This window comes from Stenotrophomonas maltophilia, assembly GCF_001274595.1.
In the GTDB taxonomy this organism is placed as follows: domain Bacteria; phylum Pseudomonadota; class Gammaproteobacteria; order Xanthomonadales; family Xanthomonadaceae; genus Stenotrophomonas; species Stenotrophomonas forensis.
This window is the reverse complement of the sequence record NZ_CP011010.1, coordinates 67,938-82,768: the sequence shown is the minus strand read 5'-3', so window position 1 is coordinate 82,768 and position 14,831 is coordinate 67,938. Positions and strand designations below refer to the sequence as shown.

Annotated in this window: 13 protein-coding genes; 4 read left to right on the top strand and 9 right to left on the bottom strand. The window is 67.8% G+C overall.

Annotated features, from left to right (window positions below; genetic code table 11):
• Positions 1 to 49: 49 nt before the first annotated feature.
• The 4 genes from VN11_RS00360 to VN11_RS00345 all read right to left on the bottom strand — a co-directional run bounded on the left by VN11_RS00360 (position 50) and on the right by VN11_RS00345 (position 4,157).
• Positions 50 to 1,654: a glucan biosynthesis protein gene (locus VN11_RS00360; protein ID WP_053448391.1), complete on the bottom strand. Its 1,605-nt coding sequence runs from the start codon at positions 1,652 to 1,654 to the stop codon at positions 50 to 52.
• A gap of 106 nt (positions 1,655 to 1,760) precedes the next feature.
• A complete protein-coding gene (gene mutM, locus VN11_RS00355) occupies positions 1,761 to 2,573 on the bottom strand; it encodes a bifunctional DNA-formamidopyrimidine glycosylase/DNA-(apurinic or apyrimidinic site) lyase (RefSeq protein WP_005421105.1) in 813 nt (270 codons plus the stop codon).
• 52 nt (positions 2,574 to 2,625) lie between these two features.
• On the bottom strand, positions 2,626 to 2,958 hold the full coding sequence (locus tag VN11_RS00350) for an EF-hand domain-containing protein (protein WP_053448390.1): 333 nt from the start codon (positions 2,956 to 2,958) through the stop codon (positions 2,626 to 2,628).
• Complete coding sequence (locus VN11_RS00345; protein ID WP_053448389.1) at positions 2,955 to 4,157, bottom strand: DesA family fatty acid desaturase; 1,203 nt, start codon at positions 4,155 to 4,157, stop codon at positions 2,955 to 2,957. The genes VN11_RS00350 and VN11_RS00345 overlap by 4 nt, the downstream gene beginning before the upstream one ends.
• A 151-nt stretch (positions 4,158 to 4,308) precedes the next feature.
• Here VN11_RS00345 and VN11_RS00340 point away from each other — a divergent pair, with 151 nt between their 5' ends.
• Positions 4,309 to 5,130: an ABC transporter ATP-binding protein gene (locus tag VN11_RS00340; protein WP_053448388.1), complete on the top strand. Its 822-nt coding sequence runs from the start codon at positions 4,309 to 4,311 to the stop codon at positions 5,128 to 5,130.
• A gap of 128 nt (positions 5,131 to 5,258) precedes the next feature.
• Here VN11_RS00340 and VN11_RS00335 read toward each other — a convergent pair whose 3' ends face one another.
• Together VN11_RS00335 and VN11_RS00330 are read right to left on the bottom strand one after the other, a co-directional pair.
• The gene (locus VN11_RS00335) at positions 5,259 to 6,461 is read right to left on the bottom strand and encodes a DUF4785 domain-containing protein (RefSeq protein ID WP_053448387.1); all 1,203 of its coding nucleotides are present in this window, start codon (positions 6,459 to 6,461) and stop codon (positions 5,259 to 5,261) included.
• A gap of 11 nt (positions 6,462 to 6,472) precedes the next feature.
• Positions 6,473 to 7,351 carry a hypothetical protein gene (locus tag VN11_RS00330; protein WP_053448386.1) on the bottom strand — a complete coding sequence of 293 codons (879 nt, stop codon included), beginning with the start codon at positions 7,349 to 7,351 and terminating at the stop codon, positions 6,473 to 6,475.
• A 262-nt stretch (positions 7,352 to 7,613) separates the two neighbouring features.
• Between VN11_RS00330 and VN11_RS00325 the strand changes: the two genes are divergently transcribed.
• Positions 7,614 to 8,453, top strand: coding sequence for an acid phosphatase (locus tag VN11_RS00325; RefSeq protein WP_053448385.1), 840 nt, complete (start codon positions 7,614 to 7,616; stop codon positions 8,451 to 8,453).
• Between the two features lie 22 nt (positions 8,454 to 8,475).
• Here VN11_RS00325 and VN11_RS00320 read toward each other — a convergent pair whose 3' ends face one another.
• The 3 genes from VN11_RS00320 to VN11_RS00310 all read right to left on the bottom strand — a co-directional run bounded on the left by VN11_RS00320 (position 8,476) and on the right by VN11_RS00310 (position 12,449).
• Positions 8,476 to 9,444 carry a hypothetical protein gene (locus VN11_RS00320; RefSeq protein ID WP_053448384.1) on the bottom strand — a complete coding sequence of 323 codons (969 nt, stop codon included), beginning with the start codon at positions 9,442 to 9,444 and terminating at the stop codon, positions 8,476 to 8,478.
• Complete coding sequence (locus VN11_RS00315) at positions 9,426 to 9,983, bottom strand: hypothetical protein (RefSeq protein ID WP_053448383.1); 558 nt, start codon at positions 9,981 to 9,983, stop codon at positions 9,426 to 9,428. Before VN11_RS00315 ends, VN11_RS00320 begins: the two co-directional genes overlap by 19 nt.
• A 195-nt stretch (positions 9,984 to 10,178) precedes the next feature.
• Positions 10,179 to 12,449 (bottom strand): TonB-dependent receptor, encoded by a 2,271-nt coding sequence (locus VN11_RS00310; protein WP_053448382.1) that lies wholly within the window; start codon positions 12,447 to 12,449, stop codon positions 10,179 to 10,181.
• 159 nt (positions 12,450 to 12,608) lie between these two features.
• Between VN11_RS00310 and VN11_RS00305 the strand changes: the two genes are divergently transcribed.
• Positions 12,609 to 13,622, top strand: a complete 1,014-nt coding sequence (locus VN11_RS00305) for a TIGR00266 family protein (protein ID WP_053448381.1) — start codon at positions 12,609 to 12,611, stop codon at positions 13,620 to 13,622.
• Positions 13,623 to 13,799: 177 nt separating this feature from the next.
• Positions 13,800 to 14,792 carry a patatin-like phospholipase family protein gene (locus tag VN11_RS00300; RefSeq protein ID WP_053448380.1) on the top strand — a complete coding sequence of 331 codons (993 nt, stop codon included), beginning with the start codon at positions 13,800 to 13,802 and terminating at the stop codon, positions 14,790 to 14,792.
• Positions 14,793 to 14,831: the final 39 nt, after the last annotated feature.

Below are 14,831 nucleotides of genomic sequence, written 5' to 3'. Positions count from 1 at the left end.
CGTTGACGTCAGCAGGTGCAGGGCTGCAAGCCCTGCGACCGCCCCCCCCTCAGTACAGCGTGCGCTCCGGCGCACCCGCCGGCGGCGGGGTGTACTGGTACAGCCAGGTCTCGGTGAGGGTCTTGCCACCACTGCGCAGGAACAGGCGGATGTCGATCTGCTCGGTGCTGCCTTCCGGCGGCACCAGGTCGAACATCGCGCGGTAGCCGTTGATCTCGCGCAACGGCCGTGCCGACACGATCTCGACCCGGCCGCGGCTGGCTTCCACCACCGCTTCAACCTCGGCCTTGTCGATCAGCGAGGCCAGCTCGCCACCTTCGAAGTCCACCGCGAAGCGCCAGCTGAAATACTCACGCTTCTTGCCGACCACGCCGCCCAGGCCGGTGCGGCTGGCGACGCAGTGCGCCAGCGGCGGCCGTGCCGGCGGTTCGGCGCCCCAGTACAGGCGGTAGCCGACCAGCAGTTCCTGGCCCGGCTGCGGCTTTTCCTTCGGGTTCCAGAACGCCACGATGTTGTCGAAGGTCTCGTCCACGGTGGGAATCTCCACCAGCTGCACAGAGCCCTCGCCCCACCCGCCCTTCGGCTCCACCCACAGGCACGGGCGCTTCTCGTAGAACACGCCATCGTCCTGGTAGTGGTCGAAGTTGCGGTCGCGCTGCAGCAGGCCGAAACCGCGCGGGTTGCGGTCCACGAACATGTTGAAACGCAGGTTGCGCGGGTTCAGCAACGGCCGCCAGATCCACTCACCGGCACCGGTCCACAGCGACAGGCCGTCGGTATCGTGGATTTCCGGGCGCCAGTCCCAGCCCATGCGGCGGTCGTTCTCGCCCACCTGGTACATGCTGGTGCACGGTGCGATGCCCAAGCGTTCGATGGCCTTGCGCGGGTACAGCGCGCTGTCGATGTCCATCAGCAGCACGTCGCCATTGGTGATGGCGAAGCGATAGGCGCCGGCCACGCTGGGCGAATCCAGCAGCCCATAGACCACGATCGTCTCCGAATCGGCCGACGGCTGTTCCAGGTAGTAGGCGATGAAATCCGGGAATTCCTCCGGCTTGCCCATGCCGGTGTCGATCGCCAGGCCGCGTGCGGACTGGCCATACTGGCCCTCCTTGCCGACCGCGCGGAAGTAGCTGGCGCCGAGGAACGCGGCGAAGTCGCGGTCGGTATCCTTGCGTGTGTTGAGGCGGAACCCGGCGAAGCCCAGGTCGGCCGGCAGTTCGCCATCCTTGATGCCGCTCTTGCCGTAGTTGAACGCCGCGCCGTCATAGGCCAGCTCCTGCGCCTTGCCGTCGACCACATCGAACATGCGTACCGGCGAATGGAAGTACAGGCCCAGATGGAAGAACTTGGCCTGGAACCTGCCTGGCTGGTCCGCCCACAGCGCGTGGTCCTGGCGGTAGCCGATCGACTGGTACTGGTCCCAGTCCAGGCCTTCCAGGCGGCCCGGCAGCACCCGCTTGTGGCTCTTGTAGGGCGCCTGTGCCAGCGCGCGTGCCTGGCCCTTCAGGGTGGCAAAGTCGAACGGCTGCGGCTGGCCGAGGCGGCGCAGGCCCATCTGGCCGCTCTTGCTGGCCGCGCATGCGGGCAGGGACGGCAGGCCGAATGCAGCCAGGGCAAGGGAGGCATTGCGGATGAAGTCGCGTCGTTGCATGCAGGCGCGTCAGGCACAGGTGGGAAGGTCGGCCATCATAGGCAGACAAACGTTAACGGGCAGCGGAGACGCCCCTTGCCCGTTCAGCTGCCGCTGGCTGCCCGGCTCAGCGCTGGCAGTGGCTGCACCAGACGCTGGCACGCTGGCCGATGGTGGCGTGCTTCAGCGCGCGGCCACAGTTCGGGCAGGGCAACCCATCACGGCCGTACACCAGCAGCTCCTGCTCGAAGTAGCCCGGTGCGCCGTCAGGGCTGATGAAGTCGCGCAGGGTGGTGCCGCCGCGGGTGATCGCATATCCCAGGATCTCCTTCACTGCGTCGGCCAGCCGCTGGTAGCGCTCGCGCGAGATCTTTCCCGCCTCGCGCAGCGGACTGATGCCGGCCTTGAACAGGCTCTCGGCGGCGTAGATGTTGCCCACGCCCACCACCACCGCCTGGTCCATCAGGAAGGTCTTCACCGGCGCGCTGCGGCCACGGCTGCGGGCGAACAGGTAATCGCCATCGAAGGCGTCGTCCAGCGGCTCCGGGCCCAGCCCCTGCAGCAGCGGGTGGATCTCGCCGGCCGGCTGCCACAGCAGGCTGCCGAAGCGGCGCGGGTCGTTGAAGCGCAGCAGGCGGCCGTTGTCGAGGCTGATGTCGACGTGGTCATGCGCACGCAGCGGGGTATCACCGGGCAGCACACGCAGGCTGCCGGACATGCCAAGGTGCAGCACCGCGCTGCCGATGGCGGTATCCAGCAGCAGGTACTTGGCGCGCCGGCGGATATCCTCGATGCGCTGACCCGGCAGCAGCTCGGCCACTTCCGGCGGAATCGGCCAGCGCAGATCGGCGCGGCGCAGGATCACCCCATGCACACGGCGCCCCTGCAGGTGCGGCGCCAGGCCGCGACGGGTGGTTTCGACTTCGGGCAGTTCAGGCATGCGGCGATTCTACGCCTCAGCGCCGGGCATGGCCGGGCGCCGGCAGGCGTGCTCAGCGCGGCGGCGCCGCCAGCTCGCGCGCATCCAGGAACCCGTCGCCGTTGGCATCCTGCCTGTGGAAGCGCTGCACGATCACCTGCCGCTGCTGCTCGCGGCTGATCGCCCTGCCCTTGCCCCCGGGCAGCTCCTCGGCGCTCAGCACGCCATCGCCATTGCGATCCATGCGGTCGAAGGCGTACAGCATCCACTGCACATACTCGGTTTCGCTGACCTTGCCGTCGCCATCGCTGTCCATCCGCTGCAGGTAGCTGGCGGTATCGGTGACCTGGGCCAGCGCAGCACCCGGCAGCAGGGCAGCCAGCAGCAGCCCGAGCCCTGCCCTCACGCGCCCACCAGGCTGTAGCCCTTCAGGCGTGCGGCGTAGGCCTGCAACGCCGCGATACCGCTTTCCTCGGCCTCGCGGCACCAGGCCTGCAGTTGATGCAGGCGCTCGGCCGCATCGTGGCCGCGCGCTTCCAGGAGCGCGGCCAATCGCCCGCGGTACTCGACCAGCGTGCGGATGCGCGGCCGCTGTGCCACCCATTCACTGAGCTGGGCACGGCTGTCCGGCTTCAGCCAGCGGCCGTCGTTGACCAGGCCACGGCGCAGCCGGCGTGGCAGCAGGCGGCGCAGCTTGGCCCCGGCGTGGGCGGCCTCCTCGCGCAGGGCCGGCATGAACACGTTGCGCTGGTAATCGGTCATCGCCTGGAAGCGGTGCGACAGCAGCGCCTTCAGGGTTTCGGCATCAGGCACGGCGATATTCGGGCGCACGTCCATGGCCGGCGCCACCCGCAGCACCTTGGCTAGGCGCAGCACCTGCAGCAGGCGGATCGCACTCCAGCCGATGTCGAATTCCCAGCGCCGCATCGCAAAGCGCGCCGAGCTGGGGAAGGCATGGTGGTTGTTGTGCAGCTCCTCGCCGCCGATCCAGAATCCCCACGGCGTCAGGTTGGTGGAGGTATCGGCCGATTCATAGTTGCGGTAGCCCCACCAGTGGCCCAGGCCGTTGACCACGCCGGCCGCCCAGAACGGAATCCATGCCATCTGGATCGCCCACAGGGCCACGCCGGGCAGGCCGAACAACAGGGTATTGATCGCCAGCAGCAGCACCGGGCCAAGCGTGGCGTGCGGGGTATACAGGCCGCGCTCGATCACGTCGTCCGGGGTGCCGCGCCCGTACTGCTCGATGTCCGCGCGCTGGCCGCGGGCTTCGCGGTACAGCTCCACGCCGTGCCAGAACACCTTGCCGATGCCGCGGGTGACCGGGCTGTGCGGATCGTCCTCGGTCTCCACCTTGGCGTGGTGCTTGCGGTGGATGGCCACCCATTCGCGGGTGATCATCGAGGTGGTCAGCCACAGCCAGAAGCGGAACATGTGGGCCAGCACCGGGTGGAAATCGACCCCGCGGTGGGCCTGGCTGCGGTGCAGGTAGAGCGTCACCGAGAAGATGGTGATCTGGGTGAAGACCAGCAGGACCGCCAACATGGCCCACCACCCCAGGCCGAGCACACCACCGGTCAACAGGGACATCAGGGCATCGGGCATGACGGCGCTCCGGTTCGGCGCGGGGATGGCAGACATCATGGGCGCTTGCGTTGCAAACTGCATCCCTGCGGCGGCGATCTGCACCGCCATCCGTGGCACCGTTCACAGTTGGGGACCCGAGTTGTCGAACCTTGATCCACGCGCCAGCACCATGACCGCCGCCGCGCCCGCTGCGGCACTGCCCCCGTTGATCGAACTGGACCGCGCCACCGTGGTGCGCGGACAGGTGAAGGTGCTGCACGGGCTCAGCCTGCGCATCGCGCAGGGCCAGCACACCGCCCTGCTCGGCCCCAACGGCTGCGGCAAGTCGACCTTCATCAAGCTGATCACCCGCGAGCTGTACCCGCTGGCACAGGGCGACGGCTCGGTCGCCGTCAAGGTGCTGGGCCAGAACCGCTGGCAGGTGGACCGGCTGCGCTCGCAGCTGGGCATCGTCACCGGCGACCTCAGCAGCAACCTGGCCGACATGCCCGGGCTGACCGTGGAACAGGCGGTGCTGTCCGGCTTCTTCGCCAGCTACGTGGTACCCGCCTTCCGCGAAGTGACCGCCGAGATGCGTACACGCGTCGGCGAGACGCTGGCGATGACCGGCGCGTTGTCGCTGCGCGAACGCGCCTATGCCGAGCTGTCGGCCGGCGAGACCCGCCGCGTGCTGATCGCCCGCGCGCTGGTCAACCGGCCGCAGGCGCTGCTGCTGGACGAGCCGTCCACCGGGCTTGACCTGGTCGCCCGCGAGCAACTGGTGGCAACCATGCGGGTGCTGGCGCAGCAGGGCATCACTCTGGTGCTGGTGACCCACCACATCGAAGAGATCATTCCCGAGATCGAGCGGGTGGTGCTGCTGCGCGATGGCCGCGTACTGGCTGATGGCAGCCGTGCCGAGCTGCTGCGCAACGAACCGCTGTCGGCGGTGTTCGGCGGCGCGATCACGGTGATCGAGCAGGAAGGCCGGCTGACCGCGTACGCGGGGTAATCGACATGCCGTTGTAGAGCCGAGCCCACGCTCGGCTGCTCGTGATCACGGCAAACGGCAGCCGAGCATGGGCTCAGCTCTACAGGATGCAATGCAGCGGGCCGGAACCCGGCCCGCTGCACGCAACCTCAGAACTGCAACGCCAGCGCGCGCGACTCGATCGGTGCCATCCGGCTCTGGTCCTGCAGCTGCAGGTCACGCAGTTCGTACGGCGCACCGAAGCCCGCGGGCAATGCCGCCTGGTCGAACGGCAGCACCAGCTGCCCAGCACCCGGGCCATCGAACCACGCCGCCGCATGTGCCTGTGCCACCGGCTTCAACTGGCCATCGCGGGCAGTGGCATACAGCGTGCCCCGCGCCTCGTAGCGGCCGGCGGCGGCCACCTGCAGCGGCAGCGCCACCTGGCGGCTGGCCGGGTCCGGCGTCGCCTGGCCACTGAAGCGCGCGGTCGGTCGCGCCACCGCGAAGGCCACCTTGCCATCGCGCAGCACACCGTCGGCCTGGGCGAACACCTGCAGTTCCCACAGCCCCTGCGCAGTACCGACATCGGCCGGGATCCGCACCTGCGCGCGCAGGCTGCCATCGGTGGTGCGCAGCAACCGCTGCGGCCAGCTGCGGCCATCCGGTGCGACCAGCAGGGCTTCACCGCCGAGACCGCCACGACGCGATGCCAACGCTGCAGTGGTGGCACCGTCTTCCAGCAGGCGTGCCTGCAGCTGCACGCTGCTGCCGGCCAGCACCTGCGCCTGGCTGGCCTGCACCTCCAGCCGCAGCGGGCTGTTCGGTTCCAGCACCTGCACCACGTAGCGGCCCTGCGCCTGTGCACTCTGCAGCGTGTAGGCACCGGCCGCGCTGGTCGCGCCGGTGCGCAGCATGCTGCTGCCGTCACGCACTGGCATTCCGGCGTCCTGCAGTGCGCGTGCATCGACACTGCGGGCCACGCTGCTGCGGCCGGCCGGGTCGCGTACCTGCAGGGTGCTGGCCGGCAGCGCGCGGGCACCTTCGGCCGGGCTCAGCTGGATCACCGCATCGGCCGCCGTCAGCGGCAGGTCCAGGCCGCGCTGCAGCTGCGTGCCGTCGACCTGCTGCCAGTAGCTGCGGCTGACCGAGGCATACGGCGTGGCGGCCTGCAGCGGTTGTGCCGGGTCCAGCGCCCAAGCAAACGACAACGGCGCGTGTTCGCTTTCATCAGCAGGCAGCGGCGCGGCCACCAGTGCCGCAGGTACCTGATCGCCTGCGCGGGTGGCTTGCAGCGGCTGCGCGGCCTGCACGGCGGAAAGGGACAGTACTGCCAGCACGGCACTGGCGAGCAGGGTGGAATGGATCGTCATGGTCGTCTCCCTCACTGGGCCAGGTCGTTGCGCAGGATCGTGCCGAGGCCGAAGCACTCGCGTCGGCTCTGGTTGTGGCTGAGCGGCTCTGCCCCCTGGGTGCGCGCCTTGTCGGTAAACCAGGTGGTGCCGGCGGCCTTCTGGCTGCTGCACTCCAGGAACCCATCGGAACAGGACGACAGCCAGTTCTGGGTGAACTCCAGGCCGACATTGGCGGCATAGCCGCCGCAGTAGCTGTTGCTGTCCCACACCGCCGATTCGACATCACTGCCGACCACCGCGCGGAAGGGTTTGGGCAATGCCGGGCGGCCGGCAGTGCCGTACAGGTTCTGCGCGTTGTAGGTGGCCATGCTCGCCACCTGCTGCTGGCGCACCGCGTCGTTCTTGTAGCCCAGCAGCCAGCCCAGCGAGGTTTCGAAGGTGTTGCCGTTGAGCACCGCATCGGCCAGCGGCGTGCCTGCCGAAGACGGTGCCAGTGCGTTGACCCTGCGCACCGTGCGGATGATCTTCGGATAGCGGCTGTCGTAGGTCGGGTTGGACAGGATCCAGCGCATCACGTTGCCGCCGTTGGAGTGGGTGATCACCACCAGCTGGGTAATGCCACGGCTGTCGATGAAGCCGGTCAGCTGGTTGGCCAGGCAGCCGGCGGCTTCCGGCTTCCACATGTACTGGGTGAAATCGCAGTTGATGACCACGTAGTTGCTGCTGTTCGGCAGGCCCTGGCGCACGGTGTCGATGATGGCCGGCTGCCAGTAATCCTGCGTGGCATTGGTCTGCGCGCCGGTACCATGCACGAAGGCCACGCCGACCACGTCGGCGGCCTGCGCCGGCGCTGTTGCCAGCCCGAGGACCAGGGCCAGGACGGTACTTCCTGTTGCGGTGCTGCGCATCGCGTCTCTCCCTCTGTCAGCGGATCCCCCCGACCCGGCTGTGACTGGACGGCCCCCGGTGCCTGCCGTTGTGCCGATGCTCACGGCGCAGGCGCGTGAAAGTCCGTGCGCTGCGCCCGGATTCAGGAGACTGACGTCAAACGATGACGCTTTTCATATCGCGGCAATGACCGTGCCGGGTCTGGCGGTATGACCGATGGCCACTGCGATGTCGTATGGGGGCTGCGATCATGGCGCGATGTTTTCTCCCCGGAGCCTGTCCATGTCGCTGATTTCCCGCCCTGCCCGCCCGCTGCTCGGCCTCGCCGTAGGGGTGGCCCTGGCCGGTTGCGCCGCCACCGCCGCCAAGCCGACCGCCGTCGAAGCCAACATCACCACCAAGGCGGTGGGTTACCTGGACAAGAGTGCGGTACCGGCCAGCCTGGACCTGGTGCCGGCGCCGCCGGCGACCGGTTCGGCTGCCCTCGCCCTCGACGAGCAGGTCAGCCGTGAAGCCCGCGCGCTGCGTGGCAGCCCGCGCTTCGCCCAGGCCGGCATCGATGCCGAACTCGGCTTTCCCGAGGGCGCCAACCACTTCTCCTGTGCCGCCGACATCGACGTCGATGCGGTGAAGACCCCGGCCCTGTATCGCCTGCTGGAACGCAGCCGGATCGACGCCAGCGCCGCCACCAAAGCCGCCAAGAACCATTACCAGCGCCCGCGCCCGTTCATGGTCAACGGTGAGCCGACCTGCTCGCCGAAGGACGAGGAGGGCCTGCGCAAGAATGGTTCCTACCCGTCCGGCCACACCTCGATCGGCTGGGCCTGGGCATTGATCCTGTCGGAGATCGTTCCGGATCGCGCCGATGCCATCCAGGCCCGCGGCCGCAACTACGGCGAGAGCCGCCTGGTGTGCAACGTGCACTGGCAGAGCGACATCCTCGAAGGCCGCTTCATGGGCGCCGCCGCCGTTGCCCGCCTGCACGACAACGCCGCGTTCAACAAGGATCTGCTGGCCGCACGCAGGGAGATCGCCGCCGCGCGCAAGGCCGGCCTGCACTCCAGCCGCGACTGTGCCACCGAGAATGCCGTGCTGAAGGTGCGCCCGCAGAGCGCGCTGTAATCCCGCTCCGCTGCGCTTGCGGTCATGGCGGTCCGGCTATCCTGATGCCAGCCTTGGCGAATGCCTGCACAAGCGCAGTCTTGTTCCCATCGCGTGGCCAGCCGACAACACGTGCAGCAACCTCGTCATCGCGCAGGACGTAGAAGGTCGGCGTTCCCCAGTAGTCAAACGCAGGGAACGCCGACTGACGTGCCGCGATGCGTATCGGCAGATCGGGGTGACGCTTGCTCCAGTTGGTGAAGATGCGGGTATCCAGCGTTCCGTCCTGTGGTGAAAGCCAGAGCGAACGAACGCCGGACAGCATCTGGAGCAGCTGTGGATCCACGCGTGCTGCGTCGGCGACCGCGCGGGTGAATCCACAGGCCGGATGCGCGATGACGACGATATCCAGTGAGGCCATGTCTGCGACTCCGCTGCTGTAGGCCGCGCCGTCAGGGCTGGGCATCCAGTACTCGAAGCGCTGTACGGCCTCCGGCATCTGGGGTAGCGGGTGGCCGCCAAAGGCGGGCGCCCATGGCGATGAGGGCTTCAGTGCACTGCGATCGCGGCTGATCACGGCAATGGCTGCACCCTCGCGCATGTCAGCGGCAAGCAGCGCGCCTCGCGCGCGCAGCTGCAGGCCGACCCGCATGGCGAGCCCGGAATGATCGGGCTGCCTGGTTGCACGTGTCGTCGCGTGGATCGCTCGCAACAGAAGACGCAGGTCCTGGGTCGAAAGCGCGGGTAGAGCACGCGCATGAGGCAGGACGTGGGCCTGGAAGGTGTACTCAACCTGGTTGCCGCGGTCGTGCCAGGCGTGGTCTGGCCCGGAAAGCCTGTCCATCGCTTGCAGCACGGCAGCGTAGCCTTCCTCGAGGGTTTCTCCGGCCATGCAGGGCCAGGCCCGCGTCGCTGCGTACAGCACGGCAACAGTCCAGAGGCTCGCCCGCAGGACCATGGCGTGACCAATCCGTGGGTGCCGCATCGCGGCGATCAGCAGCTGGACGTGCATATGTGCTGGGTCGAGTCCTCGCAGGTCGCATGCTGGATGCACTTGTAACCCGGGTAGTCCGTTTCATTGCAATGCTCGCCCATGCCGCAACGCAGGGCACGGGTCGCCCGCAATGTCTCCAGTACCTCCTTGTCCTCCTGCGAGTTCACCCTGACATCTGGAAGCACGGCAAGCAGATGCTGGAAGCCGAAGGGCTTGAGCAGCCGGTGGATGTCAGCAGCTCCCAGTTCCCTCACGAGATCGGAGTAGTCGAACGTGGTCAGTCCGCGGGCATTGAATCGCAATGATTCGACAAATCGGGCACGCGATGCAGGGGCAAGCTTGTAGAGTGGAAAGGCGCCGGTGCCTTCGGTTGCTTTTGCATGCGCATCGAAAGATCGACGGTCGGTGATCGATGCCGTTCGCCTGTCCAGATCGCGCCGCTGCTCTTCCAGCTGTGCCAGTGGGGCCGTGTCGACGCCAGCCACATGCGCACGCGATTGAAGGGACACCAGCAAGGCGATCGATACCACGACAGCCTGAAGCGTTCTGCACGTCATCGCGCTTCCTCCTCTCCCCGGAGATTCCGGTGCGCACAGTCCTACACCGCTTTTGTCTGTCGACGCCAATCAGGACTGATTTGAGTCCAAATGCGACATTATTTCGCCGTATCCTGCAACAAAGAAGGCGCAGCTTGCGCCGCGCCTTCCGTGCTCCCGTCCCCCTTTCGGCGAACGGTCATTGCCTCAACCGCATCAGAACTTCGCGGTGAATTCCACGCCCCAGGTACGCGGCTCGTTGAGGAAGCCGGTCAGGTTGTTGAAGTCGATCGCGCCGACCACGCGGGTCTGGTTGGTCAGGTTGCGGCCGAACACGGCCACGTCGTACTGGCCGTAATCCCAGTTGTAGCCCAGGCGCAGGCCGCCTTCCAGCGAACTACGGCCGCGGAATTCCGGCGACTCGTAGATGAAGAAGTTGACCTCGCTGCGGTAGGCCCAGTCGGTGTAGGCGTACAGCTCGCTGCCATCGCTGAGCGGGAAGCCGACGCGCAGGGTCGCGTTGTGGATCCACTTCGGCGCCTGCGGCAGCGGGTTGCCGTTGACCAGCGCATAGGTCTGGCCACCGATCACGGTGGTCGGGTCGGTGATGGTGCAGCCACCGCCACAGATCGCCACCGCCAGGTTCTTGTCCTTGATCTCGGTGTCGTTGTAGCTGCTGCCGAAGGTCAGCAGGACGTTGTCGGCCAGGTAGGCCTCCAGGTCCAGCTCCACGCCCTGGCCGATGGTCTTGTTGGCATTGAGCAGGGTGGCGGTGTTGTTGCTGCCGCCCACCGCGATCAGCTGCTGGCCGTCGACGTTGTAGCGGAACACGCTCAGGCCCAGGCGTGCACGACGCTCGAACAGGTCGGCCTTGATGCCGGCTTCATACGAGATCACCTTCTCCGAATCGGCCTGCGACAGGCCCGGGGCGAAGGCCAGGCGGCCCTGGATCGACGGCGCGCGGAAGCCCTTGGCCACGCGTGCGTAGGCGTTGATGTCATCGGTCAGCTTGTACACGCCGCTGACATCCCAGCTGACGTCGTTGACGTCGGTGTTGGCCAGGTACGGGCCACTGACCGGGGTGCCGAACGGAACGGCCTGCAGCACGCTGGCGCTGAAGTCCTTCTTGTCCTGGGTGTAGCGCACGCCGGCACGCAGCTTGAAGCGGTCGGTGACGTCGAAGTCACCCGAGGCGAACACCGCCCAGGCCTTGTTGCGCTGGTTCTGCACCACGTGGCCGGTCTGCGGATTGCCCGGGGTCAGCGAGTCGTAGTTGAAGTTGTTGATGGTCACGTCTTCATCGAAGTAGAAGACGCCGGCCTGCCAATCGAAGCGGCCCCACTCGTTGGACTCGATGCGGACTTCCTGCGTCCACTGGCGGTGGTGCGGCAGGCCGTCGGCCGATTCGGACGAGAACGGAATCAGTCCCGGGCCGTAATTGCCGGCCCCCAGGAACGCTGCACCGTAGCCGCCGTCGATGTCGCCACGGTTGAGCGATTCGGCAGTCTCGTAGCCGGTGATCGAGTGCAGGGTGACCGAGCCGAGGTTCCACTGCAGGCGCGCGCTGCCACCCCAGGTTTCCAGGTCGGAGAAGTTGACGCCGTCGTTGGCCACCTTGTCGCGGTCGAAGTTCTCGACCAGCGAATTGCCGCCCTTCTGGATGATGTTGGCGCGGAACAGGCGCGCGGTGCCGTTGAGCTTGCGCTTGTGCAGGTTGAACAGCGCTTCGAAGTCGTCGCCTTCGTACAGGAACTGCACGCGGCCGGCAGCTTCGTCGTAGCCTTCGAAGCCACTGTTGGGCGCGCCGACGCGGGTGTTGTCGACCCAGTCGTCGCGGCGCTGGTAGATCGCCGAGACGCGCGCCGACCAGCGGTCGGTCAGCGGGCCACCATAGGCGCCCTGCACGTTCCAGCTGTTGTAGCTGCCGTAGCCGACGCGGATGTAGCCATCGGCATCCTGCGACGGACGCGCCGAATCGAACTTGACCACGCCGGCCGGGGTGTTGCGGCCGAACAGCGTGCCCTGCGGGCCGCGCAGTACTTCCACGTTGGCCAGGTCGAACAGCGGGAAGCCCTTCAGCAGCGGGCTTTCCTGCACCACGTCGTCATACACCAGCGACACCGGCTGCGAGGCATTGAGGTCGAAATCGGTGTTGCCCAGGCCGCGGATGTAGAAGCGCGGGAAGGCACGGCCGTAGGACGACTCGATGTTGAGGCTGGGCACGCGCGCGGCCAGGAAGCGGATGTCATCGCCGGCCGAGCCGAGTACATCCAGCTTCTCGCCCTGGATCGCGCTGAGTGCGACCGGTACGTCCTTGGCGTTCTCGACGCGGCGCTGCGCGGTCACCTGCAGGGCATCGAGGGCAACCGGATCCTTGGCAGCGGGGGTTTCCTGGGCGGCTGCTACCAGCGGCAGCAGGGCGGAAAGAGCGGCAACGAGGGGGCGCGCGACCGGAAATCGGCCACGGGAAGTGCGGGTCGGGGACATGGCGGTAGGCTGTGTTTGGAGGGGTGGTAAAACGGCGCTACCAGATAATTGTTGCAATACAGCACCTGCCTCGCAAATGCCTGCCGTTCATGGCGCCGTCGCCCGCGCCCCGGCGCGCTCGCTAGACTCGGGGTTTTCCAGCCCCGCCGAGCCGTCGCGATGACCCAGTGGTACTTCCATGCCTCCGCCCAGGCCGACCGCGTCGGCCCGCTCGATGACCCAGCCGCGCGCCGCTATGCGCAGGCCAACCCGCGCGCGCTGGCCTGGTGCCAGGGCATGAGCGGATGGACCCCCATCCCCGACGTGGCCGAGCTGCAGGCGCCGGCACCGGGCATGCCCACGACCCCGCCGCCGGTCCCCGCCGTCTCCAGCGGCCGCGCTGACGACATCGACTTCCGTATCGTCGGCCATGAAATGCAGTTCGTGGAGATCGAGCTCGACCCCGGCGAAAGCGCCATCGCCGAGGCCGGCGCGCTGATGTTCAAGGACGCCACGGTGCAGATGGACACGGTGTTCGGCGCTGCCAATGGCGACCCGGGCGGCTTCATGGGCAAGGTGATGGCCGCCGGCAAGCGCGTGCTGACCGGCGAGAGCCTGTTCGCCACCGTCTACACCCAGAGCGGCCACGGCAAGGGCAAGGTCGCCTTCGCCGCGCCCTACCCCGGCACCGTGCTGGCGATGAAGCTGGACCAGCATGGCGGCCGCCTGATCTGCCAGAAGGACAGCTTCCTGGCCGGCGCGCGCGGCGTGCAGATCGGCGTGCAGTTCCAGCGCAGGATCATGACCGGGCTGTTCGGCGGCGAGGGCTTCATCATGCAGAAGCTGGAGGGCGACGGCTGGGTGTTCATCCACGCTGGCGGCTGCGTGATCGAGCGCGAGCTGGCCGCTGGCGAGCGCCTGGACGTGGATACCGGCTGCGTGGTGGCCTACCACCCGACCGTGGACATGGATGTGCGCCGCGTCACCGGCGTCAAGAGCATGCTGTTCGGTGGCGAGGGCGTGTTCCTGGCCACGTTGACCGGCCCGGGCAAGGTCTGGCTGCAATCGCTGCCGTTCTCGCGCCTCGCCGGACGCATGTGGATGGCGGCGCCGCAGGGCGGTGGCCAGAGCCGTGGCGAGGGCTCGGTGCTCGGCGGACTGGGCCGGATGCTGGACGGCGACAACCGGTTCTGACCCACTCGCCCGGTAGGTGCCGACCTTGGTCGGCACTGGAATCTGCGTGTGCCGACCAAGGTCGGCAGCTACCGCACCCCTTTCCTGAATGGGCGAGGCTCCCCACCCTGCCCGCCCCGCCAGCGCTTCGGTATGCTGGCGCCCTTTCCAGAATCCGGCGCCGCGAGCGCATTGCCGATGAGCCTGTTCCGCCCCCGCATGCTGCTGTCCGTCGCCCTGATCGGCCTGCTGGCCGGCTGCGGCGGCGATCCGGTCCGTCCCACGCCGCCGCCGGCACCGACCGTGGTGGCGCAGGCCAAGCCGGTGAAGATCGGCATCGCGCTGGGTGGCGGCGCAGCCAAGGGCTTCGCCCACATCGGCGTGATCAAGATGCTGGAAGCCAACGGCTTTGAACCGGTGGTGGTGTCCGGCACCAGCGCTGGCAGTGTGGTCGGCGCGCTGTATGCCAGCGGCATGGACGCGTTCCAGATGCAGAGCAAGGCGGTGGCGCTGGACGAAGCCAGCATCCGTGACGTGCGCCTGTTCTCCGGCGGCCTGGTGCAGGGCCAGAAGCTGCAGGACTACGTCAACGAACAGGTGGCCAACCGCCCGGCCGAACGCCTGAAGAAGCCGTTCGCCGCCGTCGCCACGCAGCTGGAAACCGGCGAGCGCGCGATCTTCGTGCGCGGCAACGTCGGCCAGGCCGTGCGAGCGTCGAGCAGCATCCCCGGCGTGTTCGAGCCGGTGAAGATCGGTGGCCACAACTACATCGATGGCGGCGTGGTCAGCCCGGTGCCGGTGGATGCCGCGCGCCAGCTCGGTGCCGACTTCGTGATCGCAGTAGACATCTCCAGCAAGGCCAGTGGCAAGGCGCCCACCGGCATGCTCGGCATCGTCAACCAGTCGATCTCGATCATGGGCCAGCGCCTGGGCGAGCAGGAACTGGCGCGCGCCGACATCGTGATCCGGCCGAAGGTACTGGACATCGGCGCTGCCGATTTCAGCCAGCGCGGCACCGCGATCCTGGAGGGCGAGAAGGCCGCGATGGCGGCGATGCCGCAGATCCGCGCGAAGATCCAGCAGCTGCAGAAGGCACGTGCTGCGGCAGCCGCACCCGCGCCGGTGGCGGCGCCGAAGTGCGAGGAAGCCTCGCGCCTGGGCAAGCTGATGGGACGCAAGGACAAGTGCTGATCGGTTGATGCCTGGCCACCGGGCACGCCCGGTGGCCGC

Coding starts and splice junctions, on each gene's coding strand:
- VN11_RS00330 (WP_053448386.1), bottom strand. CDS start 7,351: ATGCGCAGCACCGCAACAGGAAGTACCGTCCTGGCCCTGGTCCTCGGG.
- VN11_RS00320 (WP_053448384.1), bottom strand. CDS start 9,444: ATGCACGTCCAGCTGCTGATCGCCGCGATGCGGCACCCACGGATTGGT.
- VN11_RS00335 (WP_053448387.1), bottom strand. CDS start 6,461: ATGACGATCCATTCCACCCTGCTCGCCAGTGCCGTGCTGGCAGTACTG.
- VN11_RS00310 (WP_053448382.1), bottom strand. CDS start 12,449: ATGTCCCCGACCCGCACTTCCCGTGGCCGATTTCCGGTCGCGCGCCCC.
- VN11_RS00300 (WP_053448380.1), top strand. CDS start 13,800: ATGAGCCTGTTCCGCCCCCGCATGCTGCTGTCCGTCGCCCTGATCGGC.
- VN11_RS00305 (WP_053448381.1), top strand. CDS start 12,609: ATGACCCAGTGGTACTTCCATGCCTCCGCCCAGGCCGACCGCGTCGGC.
- mutM (WP_005421105.1), bottom strand. CDS start 2,573: ATGCCTGAACTGCCCGAAGTCGAAACCACCCGTCGCGGCCTGGCGCCG.
- VN11_RS00325 (WP_053448385.1), top strand. CDS start 7,614: ATGTCGCTGATTTCCCGCCCTGCCCGCCCGCTGCTCGGCCTCGCCGTA.
- VN11_RS00345 (WP_053448389.1), bottom strand. CDS start 4,157: ATGCCCGATGCCCTGATGTCCCTGTTGACCGGTGGTGTGCTCGGCCTG.
- VN11_RS00360 (WP_053448391.1), bottom strand. CDS start 1,654: ATGCAACGACGCGACTTCATCCGCAATGCCTCCCTTGCCCTGGCTGCA.
- VN11_RS00315 (WP_053448383.1), bottom strand. CDS start 9,983: ATGACGTGCAGAACGCTTCAGGCTGTCGTGGTATCGATCGCCTTGCTG.
- VN11_RS00340 (WP_053448388.1), top strand. CDS start 4,309: ATGACCGCCGCCGCGCCCGCTGCGGCACTGCCCCCGTTGATCGAACTG.